A 19,023-nucleotide genomic window follows, 5' to 3' on the forward strand; every position below is an offset into this window, starting at 1 on the left:
AGGACCGTTTCCGTCACCATAATCTGATGATTATCGACCGCCGTGCCGCGCGCCGGCGAACCGCCTTCAACCAGGGGTGTTCATCTTGTCCGAGCAACTCGTCAACACCATCGCGCGGCTCAAGGGTCCGGCCCGTCAGGGCCTGATGGGCCGTCTGCGTCGCGGCATCGAAAAGGAAGGCCTGCGTGTCGATGGCCTGGGCAACATCGCCCAAACACCGCACCCGCGGGCGTTGGGCTCCAAGCTGACGCATCCGCATATCACCACCGATTACTCCGAGGCGCTGCTCGAATACATCACGCCGGTGTATTGCCGCCCCAGGGATGCGCTGGAATTTCTCGGCGACCTGCACCGTTTCAGTTATCGTCACCTGGGTGATGAGCTGATCTGGCCGGCGAGCATGCCCAGCCGGCTGAACGGCAACGCTAGCGTGCCGATCGCCGATTACGGCAGCTCGAATGTCGGCACCATGAAGCACGTCTATCGCAAGGGGTTGGACGTGCGCTACGGGCGCATCATGCAATCGATCGCCGGGATTCATTACAACGTCTCGTTGCCCGAGAACTTCTGGCCGTTGCTGCATGCGCTGGAGAACGATGGCGATGGCAAAAGCATTGATGGTTTCCGCTCGGCACGCTATTTCGACCTGATTCGCAACTTCCGTCGCAATAGCTGGCTGCTGCTGTATCTGTTCGGCGCCTCGCCGGCGCTGGATCGCAGCTTTCTGGCCGGTGCCTCGCCGGGCAAGTTGCGCGCCCATGCCCGCGACACGCTGGTCTCGCCTTATGCCACCAGTCTGCGCATGTCCGATCTGGGCTATCAGAACAAGGTTCAGGCGCAACTCAAGATCTGCTTCAATTCGCTATCCAATTATGTGGGCACACTGCGCCACGCGATCAGCACGCCCTGGCCGAACTATGAAAGCCTTGGCGTCAACGTCGATGGCGATTGGCGTCAGCTCAATGCCAATATCCTGCAGATCGAGAACGAGTATTACAGCGACATCCGGCCCAAACGCGTGGCGCGCCACGGCGAGACGCCGAGTCAGGCGCTCGAGGCGCGCGGGGTCGAGTACATCGAAGTGCGCTGCCTCGACCTGAATCCCTTCCTGTCGCTGGGCATCGATGAAACCCAGATGCGCTTTCTCGATACGTTCCTGCTGTGGTGCCTGCTCTCGGAAAGCCCCTGGATTCCCGACGAGGAGTGCGATCGTCTTGACGACAACCGCCAGGCAGTGGTCGAGTTCGGGCGCGATCCGGCCTTGGGTCTTGCCGTGGACGGGCGCGAGCGCCGTCTCGCCGAGCGCGCCGGGGAAATCTTCGCCGAATTGCGCGAAGTCGCGGCGTTGCTCGATATCGGCGATGCCAGCGATGCTCATGTCGCGGCGATCGATGCCCTGGCGCCGCGCCTGAATGATCCTGGCCAGACGCCCTCGGGGCGGCTATTGGCGGCCTTGCAAGAAAGTGGTAGCGAATTCGTCGATTACACGCTGGAACTGGCGCGGGGCCAGGCCGAACGGTTCCGCGATGAGCCGATGGATCGTGCCCGCGATGCGTTGTTCAGCCAGCTCACCGAGACCTCGCACCAGCAGCAGGGCGATATCGAAGCCGGTGATATCGATAGCTTCGGCGAGTTTCTCGAGGCCTATTTCGCGCGCGCCCGCGAACCTCGCGCCACGCAAGCGGTCTGATCCTTTCGATCCCGACGGCCCACAACGGTGGGCCGCACTTCTTTTGCGACGGAGATTCTATTGATGCGGTCCACCCTGAGCGGCGCGAGCGTGCGCCAATGGAGCCTGGTCGGCCTGGCGTTCTGTGCGCTGATGATGGGCGTGGCACTGGCGCTGCAATACGTCGCGGGGCTTACGCCCTGCCCACTGTGCATATTCCAGCGCGTGGCGGTGCTGGCGGCGGCGGCGGTATTTTTGATTGCCGCCATCCATAATCCACGCGGTCGCGGCGGCGCCGCTTATGGTGTTCTGGGATTGGCCGCCGTGGGCGGGGGCATCGGCGTGGCGGGTCGTCATGTATGGTTGCAGTCGCTGCCGGCCGATGAAGTGCCGAGTTGCGGCCCGGGGCTCGATTACATGATGGAAGTGCTGCCGATGTGGGACGTGCTCTCGCGCGTGCTATCGGGCTCCGGCGAGTGTGCCGAGGTCAAGGGGGCGTGGTTGGGCGTGACGTTGCCGCAGTGGACGCTGCTCGGTTTCGTGATTCTCGCCATCATTCCCATCATGTTGATTCTACGAGAACTATGCGGCGCTACCCGTCGTTGAGGCAATATTTCGTGCGTTACGGGATTGACACTCGGCACGCTTGGAGTGACGCTGAGTGTCCGCTTGAGAAGGGCACCGAGGGAGGCTGCGGCCACAATGCTGGAAGAATGCAAGACTGCCCAGGAACGCTGGGGTGGCGTTCACCGGTTGATCGACCGCTGGTTCGACGAGCGTCGCGAAATGCTGGTCGCCTTCATGGAGCTGCAGGAAGCCTGCGATGCCGATCCTGAAGTGGTGACCAAGGAGCGCATCGATCGTTTCAGCGAGTTGCTGATGGATTACATCAGCGCCGGGCATTTCGAGATTTACCCGCAGCTACGCGAGGAGGCGGCGGCCTTCAACGACCACGAGGCATTGGCCGTGGCCGATAAACTGCTCGAGCGTCTGGAGATGTCCACCCAACTGGTGCTCGACTTCGACAACGATTTCTCGACGCCCACGCGTTGCCAGCATTATGTGTTCCGCCTGCCGGCCTGGCTCGAGCGTCTGGGCAAGGCATTGACCGAGCGTTTCGCGCTGGAAGATCAGCTGATCGGTCGGCTGCACGCGGCCCACTCGCCGCCACCCGCCGCTCAGTCCGCGCCCCACGCGGCCGCCACACCGGCTCGAGGCAGAAGCTAGGCGACGACAACAGAAGCCGAGTCAACCAGTCTGGCGCAAACGCCCCGCAACGATGCGCTCGTTGCGGGGCGTTTCGTTGATGCGCCGGTGGGCTGGCTCACTACCTTGGCGATTCGCCAGCCGGCTTGCGGCGCGGCAGCCAGCGCAACAGACGCTCGCTGCAACGCGCGCCGAGCAGCAGCATGCAGGGGGTCAGCAGCAGGGTCAGGCCGGTGGCGAAGCCCAACCCGCCGGCGATGGCGCTCGAGAGTTGGGTCCACCACTGGGTCGATGGCGCGCCCCAGCCGAGGCTGGGAGCGAGCAGGTCGACATTCACGCCAAGCACCATGGGAATCAACCCGAGAATGGTGGTGATCGCCGTCAGCAGCACGGGGCGCAGGCGCCTGCCGCCGGCTTCCAGCGCCGCCTCGAAGGCGCTCACACCCTCGCCGCGTAACTGGTTGTAGGTGTCGATCAGGATGATGTTGTTGTTCACCACGATACCGCCGAGGGCGATGATGCCCATGCCCACCATGACGATGCCGAACGGCTGATTGTTGATCAACAGGCCCAATAGCACCCCGGCGGTGGAAAACACGATGGCCGAGAGAACCAGCGCCGCCTGGTAGAGGCTGTTGAGCTGGGTGACCAGGATAATCGCCATCAGGAAGATCGATACGCCAAAGGCAGTCAGCAGGAATTGGCTGGTCTCGGCCTGGTCTTCCTGTTCGCCGGCGAAGTCGACGCTGACCCCTTCGGGCAGTGCCGTAAATGCTTCGCCGAGCGCTCTTAGCCGTTCATCGACCTGGTAGCCGGGCGCCACATCGGCTTGCAGGGTGATGGTGCGCTGACCGTCGACGCGGTGCAGCGTGCTGACCTTGGGCGCGGGCTCGAGCGTGACGAACTGGCTGATCGGTACCTGGCCGCGATCGGTGTGGATCGTCAGTCGCTCGAGCTGGTCGAGGCTGCGCCAGGCACTGGGCAAGCGCACCCGGATATCGACCTCGTCGTTGGCATCCTGGGGGCGGTAGGTGGCGATTTGCAAACCCCTTGTCACCAATTGCACGGCGCTACCGATGGTCGCGACATCGGCACCGAAACGCGCCGCCGCTTCGCGGTCGACCAGCAGTCGCCATTCCACGCCGGGCAAGCTGCGATTGTCCTCGATAGCGGTGAACCCGCCGAGACGCTGCATGGCGTCGCGTAGCTGGTCGACGGCCGGGCCGATGCGTGTCGGATCGCGAGCGCTGATCTCGAGCTGGATCGGCTTGCCGCCGACAGGGCCTTGCTCCTGCTCGCGAAATTCCAGGCGAATACCGGGAATATCGGCGGTGCGCTCGGCCATGTCGGCAAGAATTTCGTCGGCCGGGCGGCGCTTGTGCCAGTCGATCAGTTGGAAAGTGAGTTGTCCGATGACATCGGAGCCCAACTCCGACTGCTCGCTGGTGATGGCGAACGAGCGCGCATAGAGCGCCTTGACTTCGCTCATGCCCATGAGTCGCGCTTCGACGCGTTTTACTACGGCATCCTTTTCCTCGATCGACAGGTCGCCGCGCGCTCGCACCAGTACCTGGGCGCTATCGGGCTCCACCGACGGAAAGAATTCGACGCCATGATTGAAGCGCGCATAGCCGGCATAGATCAGCGCCATCAGCAGCAGCGCGCCGATCAAGGTTAGCCCTGGGTGGCGCAGCAGACTGGCCAGAGTGCGCCGATAGAGCCGTCCACCCTTGGTGGTCTGAGGGTCCCCACGTGGCTGACCGCGACTGAGCAGGTTGCCCAGCGTGGGCAGGAAAACCAGCGCCATGGCCAATGAGGCGAGCAGGCAGAGTATGACCGTGGCCGGCAGGTACTTCATGAACTCGCCGACCACGCCGGGCCAGAACAGCAGCGGGATGAAAACCGCAATTGTTGTGGCGGTGGAGGAGATCACCGGCCAGGCCATGCGACCTGCGGCGCCGGCCCAGGCATCGTGGCTCGACAGCCCGTCGGCCAGGTAACGGTCGGCCTGCTCGCCGACCACGATGGCGCCGTCGACCAACATGCCGGCGACCAGAATCAGTGCAAACAGCACCACGATATTGAGGGTATAGCCGACTGCCCAGATCATCAGAATGCCGGCAAGGAAGGCGCCGGGTATGGTCAGGCCGATCAGCAGCGCCGAACGCAACCCCATGGTGGCAAGAATCACGATCAGCACGAGGACGACAGCGGCCATGACATTGTTCAGCAACTCGTCGAGCATGGCCTTGACGTCGGTCGACTGGTCCATGATGGTGCGCACGTCGAGCGCTTCGGGCAGTCGGGGCTCGGCGCTCGCCAGCAGCGCCTTGACCGAATCGATGGTGGCGATGATATTGGCCCCGGCACGCTTGGAGACTTCCAGCACCAACGCCGGCTGGCCGTTGATGCGCGCGTAGCCGGAGGGGTCCTTGAACGTGCGCTGGATCATTGCCACGTCGCCGAACGTGACCACGCGGTCGCCATCGACCTTTACCGGCATGTTGAGCATGTCATCGATGTTCTCGATGACGCCGGGTACCTTGATGGCCAGGCGTCCGGCGCCGTTGTCGAGGCTGCCCGCCGCCACCAGGCGGTTATTGCGCGACACCAGGTTGAGCAAGGTGTCGAAATCGACGCCATAGCTTTGCAATACCAGCGGGTCGACGACGATCTCCAACAGCGGCTCGCGTTCGCCGGCGATATCGACTTCCAGGACCTGCGGGATACCCTCGATGGCGTCCTGCAACTCCCGGGCGACTGTCATCAATTCGTTGATGGACAGCGGCCCCGAAAGGCCTATCGAAAGCACCGGCAGCAGCGCCACGTTGACTTCCATGACGCGTGGCTCTTCGGCTTCCTCGGGTAGCGAGGCGCGCGCGATATCGACCTTTTCGCGAACGTCGGCCAGGGCGCGCTGCGGGTCGAAGCCGGCATCGAACTCCAGCGTGATCGAGGCATAGCCTTCACTGGCCTGGGCGGACATTTGCTCCACGCCCGGGATACTGCGCAGCTCCTGCTCCATCGGCCGGATCAGCAGTCGTTCGGCATCCTCGGGGCTCACGCCTTCGAGAACCAGCGACACGTAGATCATTGGGATGACGACGTCGGGATTGGATTCCTTGGGAATCGCCTGGTAGGCCGCACTGCCGGCGATCAGCAAGAACGCCAGCAGCAGCAGGGTCGTGCGGGTGCGGTCGAGCGCCGCCTCGATCAGCGTGCGCATCTCAACCAGCTTCCCGATCGTCGATGTTCACCGCCGCGACCTGCTGATTGAGCTTGACGAAGCCGCCGCCGAGGGTGATCAGTCGCACCCGGTCGGGCAGGCCGCTGACCCAGGCATGGGTCGCATCGGCACTCAGCAGAGTGACCGGGCTGAAGCGCACCCGATTGTCGTCGTCGACGTGCTTGACGCCCAGTTGGCCCTGGTCGTTGAGTACCAGTCGCGCCGGTGAAAGCCGGTGCGCCTGGCTTGCCGGCAGGGCGATCTCGAGCGTCGCGCTGGCGCCGGCGATGCGCAGATGCTCGGGATTGGCGATATCCACCTCGAGGGCGTAGCTGCGGGTATCGGTGTTGGCGCTGCTGGAAACGAAGCTGACCTCACCCTGCAATTCACGACCGTCGAGCAGTGTCACCGTGACCGGCAGCCCCTCGGTGAGCGCCGGGGCGCGGCGTTGGGGTGCCCAGGCGGAGGCAGTAAGCCGGTCGGTCTCGACCAGCATGCCGATCTCATCGCCGACCTGAACGAATTCACCGAGTTCGACGTCGAGCTGGTCGAGCATGCCGTCGAAGGGCGCTTTTAGGCGCGTGTCGGCCAGTGTTTCGCGCAGGCTGGCAAGCTCGGCGCGGGTTGCGGCTAGTTCGCTTTCCAGGCGCAGTATTTCGTTGTCCGACACCAGGTTGCGCTCGCGCAATCGCTGGGCGCCATTGAGTTCCGCCTGGCGCAATGCGAGTTCGGCCTCGGCGCGGGCGAGTTGGGCAGGCAGGTCTTTGGCGTCGATTTCGAGCAGCAAGTCACCAGCTTCGACCCGCGCGCCGAGTGGCTGGGGCAGGGCGACGACACTGCCGGCATGGTGGGCACGCAGCACCACCGAGCGGCGCGGCTCGAGTTGCCCCTGAAGCACCAGGTGCGGCGTGTATCGCTGCGCCCTGGATAGGCGAACCTCGACACTCGGCAGCGCTCCGCCATGCGGTTCGTCGGCCTCGGGAGGCTGATCGCGGAAGCCTTGCATATCGCCCAATACTAGCCAGACGAGCAGGGCCACGCCCAGCAGCAAGGCGATCATGGCGGGCGATAATGAGAGTTTCGATCGCATCGAGGCATCCATGATGGTGAGACGAAAGGCGCTGACGAAAATATCCGACTTTTACATCGGCGATGTGAAGATTCAACGTAAGCTTATAATTGGCCAGCCACGTGTCTCGGCCTCGTGCCTTAGCGTGTCGTCCGGGTCCACCGCGACCGGATTGTCGACCCTCTCGAGTAGCGGCAGATCATTGAGCGAATCGCTATAGAACCAGGCCCCGTCGAGACCGATCTGCTTCTCGGCCAGCCACTCCTGCAGCCGCGCTACCTTGCCCTCGCGGAAACTCGGCGTGCCGCTGACGCGTCCGGTATAGCGGCCTTCGACCATCTCCGGGTCGACGGCGATCAATTCATCGACACCCAGGCGCTTGGCGATCGGGCCGGTCACGAAGCGGTTGGTGGCGGTAATGATCAATAGCGTGTCGCCGCGCGAGCGATGCTCGGCCAGCAGCGCCTCGCCCTTGGCCAGAATGTGCGGCTCGATCTTGCTGGCCATGAACCGACGATGCCAGGCCGCCAGTCGCTCGGGTGGGTTGGCCGCCAGCGGTTCGAGCACCATGGCCAGGTAGGCATGAATATCCAGGGTGCCCGCCTGGTAGTCCTTGAGAAACTTCTCGTTGGCCTGGCGATAGCCGACCGGGTCGACCACGCCCTGTTCGACCAGAAACTGGCCCCAGGCATGATCGCTGTCGATGGATATCAGCGTGTTGTCGAGATCGAAGATGGCCAGGCTCAAGGCGCGCTCCCCATGCTGTGGATAAGCCAATCTGTATCGATGCAGCCTGTATAAGCGATACACGGCGGACGGTGGAAAATAGGCAATTATTGCAGAGCTATCCGACAATGAACACACGGCTGCGGTTCGCGCGTGGCGCAGGAACCGCGGCATGTCGCATTGCTGTATTGATGCGCTTTCCGGCTTTGTGGAAGAATGGTCCCAATATTCGTTTAATTAAGGTGAAGCCCGTGATCGACGCTGACGGCTTCCGCCCCAATGTTGGCATCATCATTGCCAACCACGAGGGCCAGCTGCTGTGGGCGCGTCGGGTAGGGCAAAATGCGTGGCAATTCCCCCAGGGAGGCATCAAGTCGGACGAGACGCCGCAACAGGCACTTTACCGGGAGTTGGAAGAGGAAATCGGCCTGACTCCCGAGGATGTCGACGTGCTGGCCTGTACCCGTGGGTGGCTGCGCTACCGTCTGCCACGACGCATGATACGAACGCAATCGCGGCCGGTGTGCATCGGCCAGAAACAGAAGTGGTTTCTACTGCGGATTCGCTGCCAGGATAGCCGGGTCTGCATGGATACCACGCCCAAACCGGAATTCGACGGCTGGCGCTGGGTCAGCTACTGGTACCCGCTGGGCCAGGTGGTGCCTTTCAAGCGCGAGGTCTATCGCCGCGCCTTGCGTGAACTGGCGCCTCGCGTGCAGCGCCTGGCCCAGGGCGACGGCTGAGCCGCCAGCTTCCCTATTCATCACTATAAGAAGAACGCCATGCTCGATGTTCTACGTCGCATCGTCCAGGAGGTCAATAAAGCGCGCAGCCTCGATGCCGCGCTGGCCACCATGGTGCGCCGCATCCGCAAAGCGATGCGTACCGATGTCTGCTCCATCTACCTGTTCGACGCCGCGAGCGACCGACTGGTACTGATGGACACCATCGGCCTGCACACCCAGGCCGTGGGTCAGGTGGCCCTGAGCCTCGGCGAGGGTCTGGTGGGTCTGGTGGGGCAGCGCGAGGAGCCGCTCAATCTCGAGGATGCGCCGGCGCATCCGCAGTTCCGCTACTTCGAGGAAACCGGCGAGGAGCGTTTCTCGAGTTTCCTCGGCGTGCCGATCATCCACCAGCGACGCATGCTCGGCGTGCTGGTCGTGCAGCAGCAGGACAAGCGGCGCTACGACGAAGGCGATGAAGCCTTCCTGGTGACCATGGCCGCGCAATTGGCCGGCGTGCTGGCGCACGCTCTCGCCACCGGCACCGTCAACCGGCTGGCCCGTGCCGACGGCAGGGCAACCTTCACCGGCGTCGCCGCCTCGCCGGGAATGGTCATCGGCGAGGCGGTGGTGATCGCGCCGCTCGCCGATCTGGATAACGTGCCGGACCTGATTCCCACTGACATGGATTACGAGGTTCGCCGGCTGAGCGAAGCCATCGACCGGGTGCGCCACGAAATCCGCAGCGCGGGCGCGCGCCTGGCCAGCCGCATTTCCAGTCAGGAGTTGGCGCTGTTCGACGTTTACGAACAGATGCTGGCCGATGCCGCGCTCGGTCAGGAGGTCGAGAAACGCATCCGCGAGGGGCAGTGGGCGCCGGGCGCGCTGGCCGACGTGGTGCGCCGCCATGTGCAATACCTCGAACGGGTCGACGACAATTATCTGCGCGAGCGGGCGGCGGACATTCGCGACCTTGGCCGGCGGGTGCTGGCGCATCTACAGGAAGAGGACCCGCGCGGTCCCGATACTTTCCCCGAGCGCTGCATCCTGGTCGGCGACGAGATCAGCGTGGCCATGCTCGGTGAAGTGCCCCGCGACAGGCTGGCCGGTCTGGTGTCGATCAGCGGTTCGAGCACCTCGCACGTGGCGATTCTCGCCCGGGCGATGGGCATTCCCACCGTATTGGGCATGATCGACCTGCCGCTACCGCGCCTCAACGGCGCGCCGGTGATTCTCGATGGTCATCGCGGTCGGTTGTTCGTGCGTCCCGACGACGATCTGGTCGATCGCTACCGGAGCATGATCGCCGAAGAGCAGGCGCTGGCCGAGGTGCTCGAACACGAGCAGCACCTGCCCAGCAAAACGCCCGACGGTCATGCCATGCCGTTGATGGTCAATACCGGCCTGGCGGTGGACGCCGTGGCGCTGCTCAAGCCGAGAATCAGCGGGGTGGGGCTGTATCGTACCGAAGTGCCGTTCATGATCGCCGAGCGCTTTCCCGGCGAGCAGGAGCAGGCGCGGCTGTATCGCGATCAGCTCGAGAGTTTCGCCCCGCTGCCGGTGGTGATGCGCACCCTGGATATCGGCGGCGACAAGGACCTGCCGTATTTCCCCATCCACGAAGCCAACCCGTTTCTCGGCTGGCGTGGCATTCGCGTGACGCTGGATCACCCCGAGGTGCTGATGGTGCAATTGCGCGCCATGCTGCGTGCCTCGGATGGCCTGGGGAACCTGCAGATTCTGCTGCCGATGATCACCAATGTCGACGAGGTCGATGCCGCGCTGCGCTTGCTGGATCGCGCGCTGGTCGAACTGGCCGAGGAAGGCATCGCGCTCGAGCGCCCGCTGGTCGGCGTGATGATCGAAGTGCCGGCGACGCTGTATCAGCTCGAAGCCTTGGCGGCGCGCGTCGATTTCTTCTCGGTGGGCAGCAACGACCTGACGCAATACCTGCTGGCGGTCGATCGCAACAACCCGCGCGTGGCGGATCTGTACGATGCCTGTCACCCGGCGGTATTGGCGGCGCTGGCGCGGCTGGCCGACGAAGTGGCACGGCTGGGCATGCCGACCTCGGTATGCGGTGAATTGGCCGGCGACCCCGGCGGGGCGTTGCTGCTGATGGGCATGGGTTTCGATGCGCTGTCGATGAACGCTCCGAGCCTGCCACGGGTGCGTGCCGCGATCCGCCGCGTCTCGCTGGACGCGGCGCGCACGCTGGTCGACGACACACTGCAACTGCCCACGCCGACGGCGGTTCGCTCGCATCTCGCGGCCCGTTTCGGCGAGTGGCAGCTAAGCCACTTGTTGCCGCCCAAGGACTGAGAATCTAGCGACTATTGCATCGTTTTGATGTGCTGAAAACATCTATGTGATGGTATGCTGGGACGATATATCCGAGTAATCGAGGAGTCGGCCACATGTCCTTCGTTGAGTTCCAGGAAGCTGGCCCGTCACTGCCTCCCTCTGTCTTCGACGATAAAGCCGAATTTATCCGTGTTGTACGGCGAGGCGTGCCGGGTGTCGTCATTCGTGACGCCATTCACTCCATGGGCGAAAGTCGCGAGCTCCGTGAGCTTTTCATCACCCTGCTGGAAACGACATCGGGCAACTTGCATCGCTACTACAAGCGCGCGGCCCTGAGTCGGGCCGATAGCGAAGAGGTTCTCGATACCCTGCGCATGCTCCACCATGCCTGTGAGGTGTTCGATGACCTCGCCACCACACGGGATTGGCTGACCTGCCCCATTCCGGCACTCGCCGGCGAAACACCGTTGGCGCTGAGCGACACCTTTCAAGGGCGCAAAATGGTCATGGAGGCGTTGCGTAAAATAGAGTTCGGAGAGTTCAGCTGATGCGTCTGTACCGGATTGCCCCGGAGCGCTTTCTGGAGGTCTATTCCGGTACCGGCGGCAGCTATCAGGACGGGGCTAGATGGAATGTGCCCGGCATCCCCGTTGTGTATTTTGCCACGTCTCCCGGCGTGGCCTTGCTAGAAATGAGCCACTACCTGCCTTCGCCTCGCCTGGTTCCTCGGTCCTACCGCCTGGGCATCTATGAGCTGCCAAGCGCCAATTCAGAGCAGTGGGAAGTGGAGACGCTTCCCGTCGATTGGAATCGCTATCCTTACCCGGCTAGCACTCAGGCTCTGGGCACCGCTTGGCTGAGACAAAGGGCATCCTTGGTCCTGCTGGTGCCCAGTTGTGCGGTACCGGGCGGGCTGGAGAATATCGCCGTGGTGAATCCTCTGCATCCAGCCGTGGATAAGATCATGCTGATTGATACCCGCGAAGCAATTTATAACCCGCGGACCTTTCAGGGGCCGTAGCCACGAGCCTTGGAGTTAGTGGCATTGTGATGCTCAATCCTTTGAAGGAACACTTACCCCGAGTCGGGTTTCTCCCAACAGGCGGCCCGCCGGGCCGAAACGACGCTCGCCGATGGCGATTTCCCCGCTGGCATGCCACGCCACCCAGGTGCTGGCGCGAGTGCCGTAGTCGTCGCCGATGATGAACGGCGAGGAGAGCAGCCGCTCCAGCGGCAATCCCACGCCGGTGTCCGGCAATACGGCATCGTCCGGTCGGTGATCGTCGGCGAGCAATTCCCAGGCGGCATTGGCGAAGTCCCTGTCGGTATCGGCCAGCGCCTCGCCGAGTCGCATGCGGCTACGCTCCAGTTTGGGCCAGGGCGTATCCAGGCTGGCATTGGACAGGCCGTGCAATCCAGCGGCGACTTCCTGCAAGCGGGTCGCATCGCGGCCATGATGCAAATGCCAGAGCGTGTGGCCGTCACTGGCCAGCAGATTGAAGCCGGCATATTTTTCGGCGTCGCCTCTGGCCAGGGCGTTTAGCCAGTCCACTAGTGATTGGCACTCCAGCGCATCGCGAACCAATTGGCCACGGCTGGGTCCATCGACATGCGCCTTGAATTCGGGATCGCGCACGTTGGTTACCGCCGCCAGGCGACCCTGGGTGTGTGCCGCGAGCCAGGTGCCGCCGGCGCGCAAGTCACGACCGCCGAGAATCTCGGGCGCGTCGTCCCACAAGGCGAGTGCGGCGCTGGGGCGGTCGTGGAACTCGTCGCGATTGGCGGCGAGACGCAGCGGCGTGGCACTGCCGGGGCGCCAGTCGAAAACGATCAGACACATGCGCATTCCTTAACGGCTATCGGTCCGCCATTGGCATGACAGAGTGCGGGTGGGCACGTAAACTCTCGCCATTGTCGACGACTGACGGCGCGATGCAAGATGCCCGCGTTGTCGTCTATCTCCCTATATTTCAGGACACGCCATGCTCGACTACCCGCAAATCGACCCGGTGGCCATCGCACTCGGACCGTTGAAGATACACTGGTATGGATTGATGTATGTCATTGGTTTTATCGGTGCCTGGTGGCTGGGGCGCAAGCGCGCCGACCGGCTTGGCCTGAGCCGGGACGACATCGGCGATATGCTGTTCTACGGCGCGCTCGGCGTGGTGCTCGGCGGGCGCATCGGTTACGCGCTGTTCTATGGGCTGGAGCGGCTGCTCGACAATCCACTGTGGCTGTTTCAAATCTGGGATGGCGGCATGAGTTTTCATGGCGGCTTGATCGGTGTGTTGATCGCCTCGCTGCTGTTCGCCCGCAAACATGGCCTGGCGTTTTTCCAGTTGACGGATTTCGTCGCGCCACTGGTACCCATCGGCCTGGGGGCGGGGCGCATCGGCAACTTCATCAATACCGAACTGCCTGGCCGCGTGACCGACGTGCCCTGGGCGATGGCGTTTCCCGGCATGGGACCACAGCCACGCCACCCATCGGCGCTTTACGAGTTCGCGCTCGAAGGCGTGGTGATGTTCGCGGTCCTGTGGTGGGTGTCGCGCCAGCCGCGTCGGCGCGGTATGATTTCCGGCCTGTTTCTGGTGCTCTATGGCGTGTTCCGTTTCGCGGTCGAGTTTGTGCGCCGGCCCGACCCGCAGTTGGGCTTTATCGCCTTCGACTGGTTGACCATGGGCATGTTGCTGTCGCTACCGATGATCGTGGCCGGGCTGATGCTGATCGCCTGGTCGCGTCGCCAGCCGGTCGACGATGCTCGCGTGGACGACGCCGAAAAGGCCACCGATGCCACTTCTTCCTGAATTCTCAACAGGCCAGGTCATGCAGCCCGTTTCTGAACAACCCGCTCTTGAGCAACCCTATCTGGATCTGATGCGTCGGGTGCTCGATTCCGGCGTCGAAAAGTCCGACCGTACCGGCGTCGGTACCCGCAGCGTTTTCGGCGAGCAGATGCGTTTCGATCTGGCGCGGGGTTTTCCGCTGGTAACCACCAAGAAACTGCATTTGCGCTCGATCATTCACGAGTTGCTGTGGTTCCTGCGCGGTGACACTAATATCGCCTATCTCAAGGCGCACAACGTGCGTATCTGGGACGAGTGGGCCGACGAGAATGGCGATCTCGGCCCCGTCTACGGCTACCAGTGGCGTAGCTGGCCGCACCCCAACGGCGGTCACGTCGATCAGATCGCCGGCGTCGTCGAGCAGATCAAGCGCAACCCGGACTCACGCCGGCTGATCGTCTCGGCGTGGAATCCCGCGCTGGTCGACGAAATGGCCTTGCCACCGTGCCATGCGCTGTTCCAGTTCTATGTCGCCGAAGGCCGGTTATCGTGCCAGCTCTACCAGCGCAGCGCCGATATCTTCCTCGGCGTACCGTTCAATATCGCCAGCTACGCACTGCTGACCCAGATGATCGCGCAGGTTTGCGGTCTGGCGCCCGGTGAGTTCGTTCATACCCTCGGCGATGCCCACCTGTATCTCAATCATCTTGAGCAGGCCGAGTTGCAGCTGTCGCGAGTGCCCCGCACGCCGCCGCGCCTGGTGCTCAACCCTGATATCAGCGACCTGTTTGCCTTCCGCTTCGAGGATATCGCCATCGACGCCTACGACCCCCACCCCCACATCAAGGCCGAGGTGGCGGTATGAGTGCGAGCTCTGTAGAGCGCATCGATACGCGGGTGCCGGTGGCCATGGTCGCCGCGCTGTCGCGCAACCGGGTGATCGGTGTCGGCAACCAACTGCCCTGGTACCTGCCCGAGGATCTCAAGTTCTTCAAGCGCATCACGCTCGGCAAGCCGCTGGTGATGGGGCGCAAGACCTTCGAGTCCATCGGCAGGCCATTGCCGGGGCGGCTGAATATCGTCATCACTCGCGACACGGCGTTTGCCCACGACGGCGTGCGAGTCTGCCACGATCTGGCCGGCGCACTGGCGCTCGCCGACTGGCAGGCGACCATCGATGGCGCCGAAGAGATCGCCGTGATCGGCGGCGGCGAGATATTCACCCAGGCCATGCCCAGCGCCTCTCGTCTGTATTTGACCGAGGTCGATGTCGATATTGAAGGCGATGCATATTTTCCCGAGATCGCTGGCGAGCAGTGGCAGGAAGTGCAAAGAGTCGTGGGTGAAGAAAGCGGCGGAGAACGGCCAAGCTATGCCTTCGTCGCTTATCGGCGGCGCTGAAAGCGCCCGCTAACCTGTCGCCACTCGCCGACATTTGTCATTGCTGCCAGTCTGGCACAGACTGGTTGAATGCTGGTTGAATAACAGCGACCGATGGCAGCCGCATCTGTCGTTGTGCCGTAGTTATAAGTAGTTATAAAAAGCCGCTTGAAATCGTGGGAAATGGAAGGCAACGCGAGCCGAGTTCATGGAGGTCGACCCTTGTTGACGCAACGCGCTGCAGCGCTTTTTAACTCGTTGGAACGTAGAGCCCAGCAGGGCCTGGATGAAATCGCTAGTCTACGCCGGCAACTTGTTGCGCTGAAAGCCGAGAACGCCGAACTGCGTGACCGGCTTGCCCGCCAGGACACTTCCCCACGCGAGCCAATCGCACCACGCAGTGCCGCCGAACGCGGTTATCCCTTGCCCCGATCGATACCCCGTCGTGTCGTTTCGCCGGCTCCCGTGGTTGACGATATCGAAACCACCGGACCGCAAGAGCCTCCCCACCTTGGCAATGATGATGCTCGCGGTGAATCTCCCCAGAGTCGCCTGGAAATCGGCGAGGCGCCGTCGCCCCAGGCGCTGCTCGATGAGTGGTATCGGCGCTATACCGATACCTTCTTCAAGGGCCACACTCGCCCGCTCAAGGTCGGCATACACGAGGACCTGGTGGCGCGCGAACCTTGGCCCGACAAACTCGTTCGCCGGGCGCTGGCCTGTTACGTTCACCTGCCGCGCTATCTCAAGGCCGTGCGGGTCGGCGCCGAGCGGGTCGATCTCGATGGCCAGCCGGCAGGATCGGTCAGCGAGGGCGAGGCGCGTCATGCCCACAAGAAGCTGGAGTCATTGCAGGCTCAGCAGCAAGCGCAGGCAACGGCGAAAAAATCCGAGACGAAAAAGTCCGTGGGTCTGGATCACAAGCTGAGTGAATTGCTGGCTAAACATGGGCGGCAATAGCCGGCGCGTAGCGCCGGCGGAAGCTGGAAGAGCGCCACTACGCGGCTGGAAGCTGGAAGTACGCCGCTGCGCGGCTTGAAGAAAACCAGGGAACAGTGATCATTCTTGGCTTCTAGCTTCTAGCTTCTAGCTTCTAGCTTCTAGCTTCTAGCTTCTAGCTTCTAGCTTTCCCTCTCCGTTAGCGGGGCGTTGGCCAAAGCCCCTTTTAATTAACGCGGGCGGACTTGAAACCCTTGAAACCTCTGGCATTATGAACGCTGTTCGCGGCCTGTCATTCTTTCGTCATACGAAAGAACTAGGGTGCGAGTGTTGGCCTCATCAGCGGTAAGAACGCGCAGGGGTCGCCGGTTTGCGAGAGGTGCCATGTCGACGGGGATTTAGACTTTCGTGGCAAGATTGAAAACAGTGTTTTTTTCTTGTTGCGTTCCTGAAAAACCCGGTATATGGTTCTTTTGCGAGCATTGGATAACAACAAGGCTTCGCTGTGGTTAACGCCCGAACCATAAAAGGGCGATACCCGGCAAGCTGGCTGCATAAGCAGACAACGATCGAACAGTAAGCTAAAAAGGAACTATCGCGATGAAAAAGACGCTCTTAGCGACTGCTATTGCCGGTGCCCTGGGCGCCTCCGCCGCTGCTCAGGCCGCGACTGTCTACAACCAAGACGGCACGCAGCTCGACATCTACGGCAACATCCAGATCGCCTATTATTCACTAGATGCCGGTGACGAATCCGTTGATGAAATCGCCGACAACGGTTCTACCTTCGGCTTTGCCGCTCAGCACGTCATCAACGATGGCCTGACCGGTTACCTGAAGTTGGAATTCGATGATTTCAAGGCTGACGAAATCAAGGTGCGTGGCCGTGATGCTGGCGACCAGGCGTATGTCGGTTTGAAGGGCAACTTCGGTGACGCGCGTCTGGGTTCCTACGACCCGCTGATCGACGACTGGATCCAGGATCCGATCACCAACAACGAATTTGCCGACGTATCCGACTCCAGCGGTCTGATCGTCGATATTTACGGCGCCGACGATCGCGAAGGCGACAAGTTCCAGTACACTTCCCCGTCTTTCGGCGGCCTGCAGTTCGCCGTGGGTACCCAGTACAAGGGCGATGCTGAAGAGAAAAACGCATTTATTGAGGCTGATGGCCGTGCTTCGTTCTTCAGCGGTGTGAAGTACACCGTGGGTGCGTTCTCCATTGCCGGTGTCTACGACAACCTGGCTATCTACGACGGTGAATTCAATACCGCTGTTGATGTGGACGGTGACGGTACTGCCGATATTGCTGCTGGTGATGACTTCGAAGCCGGCGACCAGTACGGCGTGACCGCCCAGTACACCATGGGTGCGCTGCGCGTCGCCCTGAAGTACGAGCGTTACGAGTCCGAAGTTGAAGACGTTCAGCCCGACGTCAACTTCTACGGTATCGGCGCGCGTTATGGCTACGGCATGGGTGACATCTACGCCGCTTACCAGTACGTGGACATCGGCGGTAGCGACCTCGAAGAAACCATCGAAGAAGACGATGAGAACATCGGCGAGAACGACGACTCACGTAACGAAATTCTCGTGGGTGTCACCTACAACGTCTCTCCTGCCATGTACGTATGGCTGGAAGGTGGCGTGCGTGACCAGGAAGACGATCTCGGCGATTTCACTGCTACCGGTGTTACTTACAGCTTCTAAGCTGTACGACACTCAAGCACGTCTCGCATGACAATGAAGCCGGCCCTCTGGGCCGGCTTTTTAATGGATGGGTGGAAATCGTCGATTTAGCATTGAGGAAACGCCATGAGTCATCAAACCAGAACCGTCGATTTGTTGCCCAACATTCATCCGGGCGAAATTCTGCTGGAAGATTATATCGAGCCCATGGGGCTGACCAAGAATGCCTTGGCTACCGCGATTAACGTGCCTGCCACGCGCATCGGAGAGATCACTCGCGGTACCCGCGCTATCACCGCGGATACCGATCTGCGCCTATCCCGCTATTTTGGTACCAGCGAAGGCTACTGGCTCAGGCTGCAGATCGCCTACGATTTAACCGAGGCGCGACGTTCCGGGCATTACGACAATATTCGACCGCGCACGGCGTGACGGATGCGACACGCCGCATCATCTCGATGAGAAAAACCCGATCTGCACCTGTCCCAATTAGCAATCTACTTACCAAATCCACTTTATATGCGGGTAGTCTTGAATCTTACCATCGGCGGTGACCAGCGCGACGTTTAACTCTCGTGCCAGGGCGACGATCATTCTGTCTACTGGGTCTTGATGAAAATCACCTGGCAGACGTGCCGATTGCACGGCTATCCGAGGGGTAATAGGGATGAAGGAGACTCGCTCGATGCTCTCAACGGCATCAAGCCATTCATCCAGGTCCATGCTTAGCGCGATTCGCCCTTTTTCCACCAGCATCGACACTTCCCAGGCCGAGATGGCGGATATGAGTATATCGCCTTGATTCTCCAGTTCGTGTTGTATGGCAAGCGCTGCGGATTCCGACAAACGCTCACCATCCGAGACCCACCAGATCAGTGCATGAGTATCGAGAACGATCACCGCAGCGCCTCCCAATCCTCTTCCGCCACGCTGTCGAAAGGAGTGTCGTAGTGCAGTACCGAGCCTTTCAGCCGTTCTAACGGATGCGAGACTCGGCCAGCACAAACCCTTTGAATGATCAGGCTGGGGCGGCCGTGATCGGTAATGATGACGGGGCTTCCGCTCGATTCGATGCGGCGAAATATCTCTAGCGCGTGGGCCTTGAACTTGGATTTCGAGATTTCAGTTTCCATGGTGGCTTCTCCGCGATGTGTGACCATGGTCATAGTCTATAGTCAGAATACAGATAAGGGTAGTTACTGGCTGGGGGCGATCTGTTTCGTCGGGACCGTATTGAAAACGTGAATGTAGCGCATGGCGCTTCGCCCCGAAGCCGGTTAGGCTACTTGAACCGTCATTCA

At 61.8% G+C, this 19,023-nt stretch carries 19 protein-coding genes; 13 read left to right on the plus strand and 6 right to left on the minus strand.

From position 1 onward, the window contains the following. Positions 1-85 precede the first annotated feature (85 nt). From gshA to rsd, 3 genes are all read left to right on the plus strand, one after another. A complete protein-coding gene (gshA, locus tag BLR92_RS18545) occupies positions 86-1,690 on the plus strand; it encodes a glutamate--cysteine ligase (protein ID WP_175488853.1) in 1,605 nt (534 codons plus the stop codon). Between the two features lie 63 nt (positions 1,691-1,753). Continuing rightward, positions 1,754-2,275: a disulfide bond formation protein B gene (locus tag BLR92_RS18550; RefSeq protein ID WP_089730774.1), complete on the plus strand. Its 522-nt coding sequence runs from the start codon at positions 1,754-1,756 to the stop codon at positions 2,273-2,275. A gap of 96 nt (positions 2,276-2,371) precedes the next feature. Next, positions 2,372-2,896: a sigma D regulator gene (rsd, locus tag BLR92_RS18555; protein ID WP_089730775.1), complete on the plus strand. Its 525-nt coding sequence runs from the start codon at positions 2,372-2,374 to the stop codon at positions 2,894-2,896. A 100-nt stretch (positions 2,897-2,996) separates the two neighbouring features. Here the strand turns inward: rsd and BLR92_RS18560 are convergent, their stop codons facing one another. The 3 genes from BLR92_RS18560 to BLR92_RS18570 form a co-directional block, all read right to left on the minus strand. Further along, positions 2,997-6,101 carry an efflux RND transporter permease subunit gene (locus BLR92_RS18560; protein WP_089730776.1) on the minus strand — a complete coding sequence of 1,035 codons (3,105 nt, stop codon included), beginning with the start codon at positions 6,099-6,101 and terminating at the stop codon, positions 2,997-2,999. 1 nt (position 6,102) lies between these two features. Further along, positions 6,103-7,191, minus strand: coding sequence for an efflux RND transporter periplasmic adaptor subunit (locus BLR92_RS18565; RefSeq protein ID WP_089730777.1), 1,089 nt, complete (start codon positions 7,189-7,191; stop codon positions 6,103-6,105). A gap of 72 nt (positions 7,192-7,263) precedes the next feature. Continuing rightward, positions 7,264-7,917, minus strand: coding sequence for a histidinol-phosphatase (locus BLR92_RS18570; protein WP_089730810.1), 654 nt, complete (start codon positions 7,915-7,917; stop codon positions 7,264-7,266). 230 nt (positions 7,918-8,147) lie between these two features. On the opposite strand from BLR92_RS18570, the gene BLR92_RS18575 reads away from it, so the two are divergent. The 4 genes from BLR92_RS18575 (at position 8,148) to BLR92_RS18590 (ending at position 11,943) form a co-directional block, all read left to right on the plus strand. Then, a complete protein-coding gene (locus tag BLR92_RS18575) occupies positions 8,148-8,639 on the plus strand; it encodes an RNA pyrophosphohydrolase (RefSeq protein WP_217636612.1) in 492 nt (163 codons plus the stop codon). 39 nt (positions 8,640-8,678) lie between these two features. Then, the gene (gene ptsP / locus BLR92_RS18580) at positions 8,679-10,940 is read left to right on the plus strand and encodes a phosphoenolpyruvate--protein phosphotransferase (RefSeq protein ID WP_089730779.1); all 2,262 of its coding nucleotides are present in this window, start codon (positions 8,679-8,681) and stop codon (positions 10,938-10,940) included. 95 nt (positions 10,941-11,035) lie between these two features. Next, positions 11,036-11,470, plus strand: coding sequence for an MbcA/ParS/Xre antitoxin family protein (locus BLR92_RS18585; protein ID WP_089730780.1), 435 nt, complete (start codon positions 11,036-11,038; stop codon positions 11,468-11,470). Then, the gene (locus BLR92_RS18590) at positions 11,470-11,943 is read left to right on the plus strand and encodes an RES family NAD+ phosphorylase (RefSeq protein WP_089730781.1); all 474 of its coding nucleotides are present in this window, start codon (positions 11,470-11,472) and stop codon (positions 11,941-11,943) included. Before BLR92_RS18585 ends, BLR92_RS18590 begins: the two co-directional genes overlap by 1 nt. 33 nt (positions 11,944-11,976) lie before the next feature. On the opposite strand, the gene BLR92_RS18595 is transcribed toward BLR92_RS18590, so the two are convergent. Then, on the minus strand, positions 11,977-12,762 hold the full coding sequence (locus BLR92_RS18595; RefSeq protein ID WP_089730782.1) for an NRDE family protein: 786 nt from the start codon (positions 12,760-12,762) through the stop codon (positions 11,977-11,979). Positions 12,763-12,904: 142 nt separating this feature from the next. On the opposite strand from BLR92_RS18595, the gene lgt reads away from it, so the two are divergent. The 6 genes from lgt (at position 12,905) to BLR92_RS18625 (ending at position 18,154) form a co-directional block, all read left to right on the plus strand. Next, a complete protein-coding gene (gene lgt / locus BLR92_RS18600) occupies positions 12,905-13,732 on the plus strand; it encodes a prolipoprotein diacylglyceryl transferase (protein ID WP_089730783.1) in 828 nt (275 codons plus the stop codon). A gap of 19 nt (positions 13,733-13,751) precedes the next feature. Further along, positions 13,752-14,576, plus strand: a complete 825-nt coding sequence (locus BLR92_RS18605; RefSeq protein ID WP_089730784.1) for a thymidylate synthase — start codon at positions 13,752-13,754, stop codon at positions 14,574-14,576. Positions 14,577-14,596: 20 nt separating this feature from the next. Continuing rightward, a complete protein-coding gene (locus BLR92_RS18610) occupies positions 14,597-15,112 on the plus strand; it encodes a dihydrofolate reductase (protein WP_370659235.1) in 516 nt (171 codons plus the stop codon). Positions 15,113-15,313: 201 nt separating this feature from the next. Further along, entirely contained in the window at positions 15,314-16,051 is a 738-nt protein-coding gene (locus tag BLR92_RS18615) for a ProQ/FINO family protein (RefSeq protein ID WP_245704269.1), read from the plus strand. Between the two features lie 579 nt (positions 16,052-16,630). Beyond that, complete coding sequence (locus tag BLR92_RS18620; protein ID WP_089730787.1) at positions 16,631-17,743, plus strand: porin; 1,113 nt, start codon at positions 16,631-16,633, stop codon at positions 17,741-17,743. A 105-nt stretch (positions 17,744-17,848) separates the two neighbouring features. After that, positions 17,849-18,154: a HigA family addiction module antitoxin gene (locus tag BLR92_RS18625; RefSeq protein ID WP_089730788.1), complete on the plus strand. Its 306-nt coding sequence runs from the start codon at positions 17,849-17,851 to the stop codon at positions 18,152-18,154. Positions 18,155-18,223: 69 nt separating this feature from the next. On the opposite strand, the gene BLR92_RS18630 is transcribed toward BLR92_RS18625, so the two are convergent. Both BLR92_RS18630 and BLR92_RS18635 read right to left on the minus strand, forming a co-directional pair. Beyond that, positions 18,224-18,622: a type II toxin-antitoxin system VapC family toxin gene (locus tag BLR92_RS18630; RefSeq protein ID WP_089730789.1), complete on the minus strand. Its 399-nt coding sequence runs from the start codon at positions 18,620-18,622 to the stop codon at positions 18,224-18,226. Continuing rightward, complete coding sequence (locus BLR92_RS18635; RefSeq protein ID WP_089730790.1) at positions 18,619-18,855, minus strand: type II toxin-antitoxin system Phd/YefM family antitoxin; 237 nt, start codon at positions 18,853-18,855, stop codon at positions 18,619-18,621. The genes BLR92_RS18630 and BLR92_RS18635 overlap by 4 nt, the downstream gene beginning before the upstream one ends. Positions 18,856-19,023 lie beyond the last annotated feature (168 nt).

The organism is Modicisalibacter muralis (assembly GCF_900102945.1).
In the GTDB taxonomy this organism is placed as follows: domain Bacteria; phylum Pseudomonadota; class Gammaproteobacteria; order Pseudomonadales; family Halomonadaceae; genus Modicisalibacter; species Modicisalibacter muralis.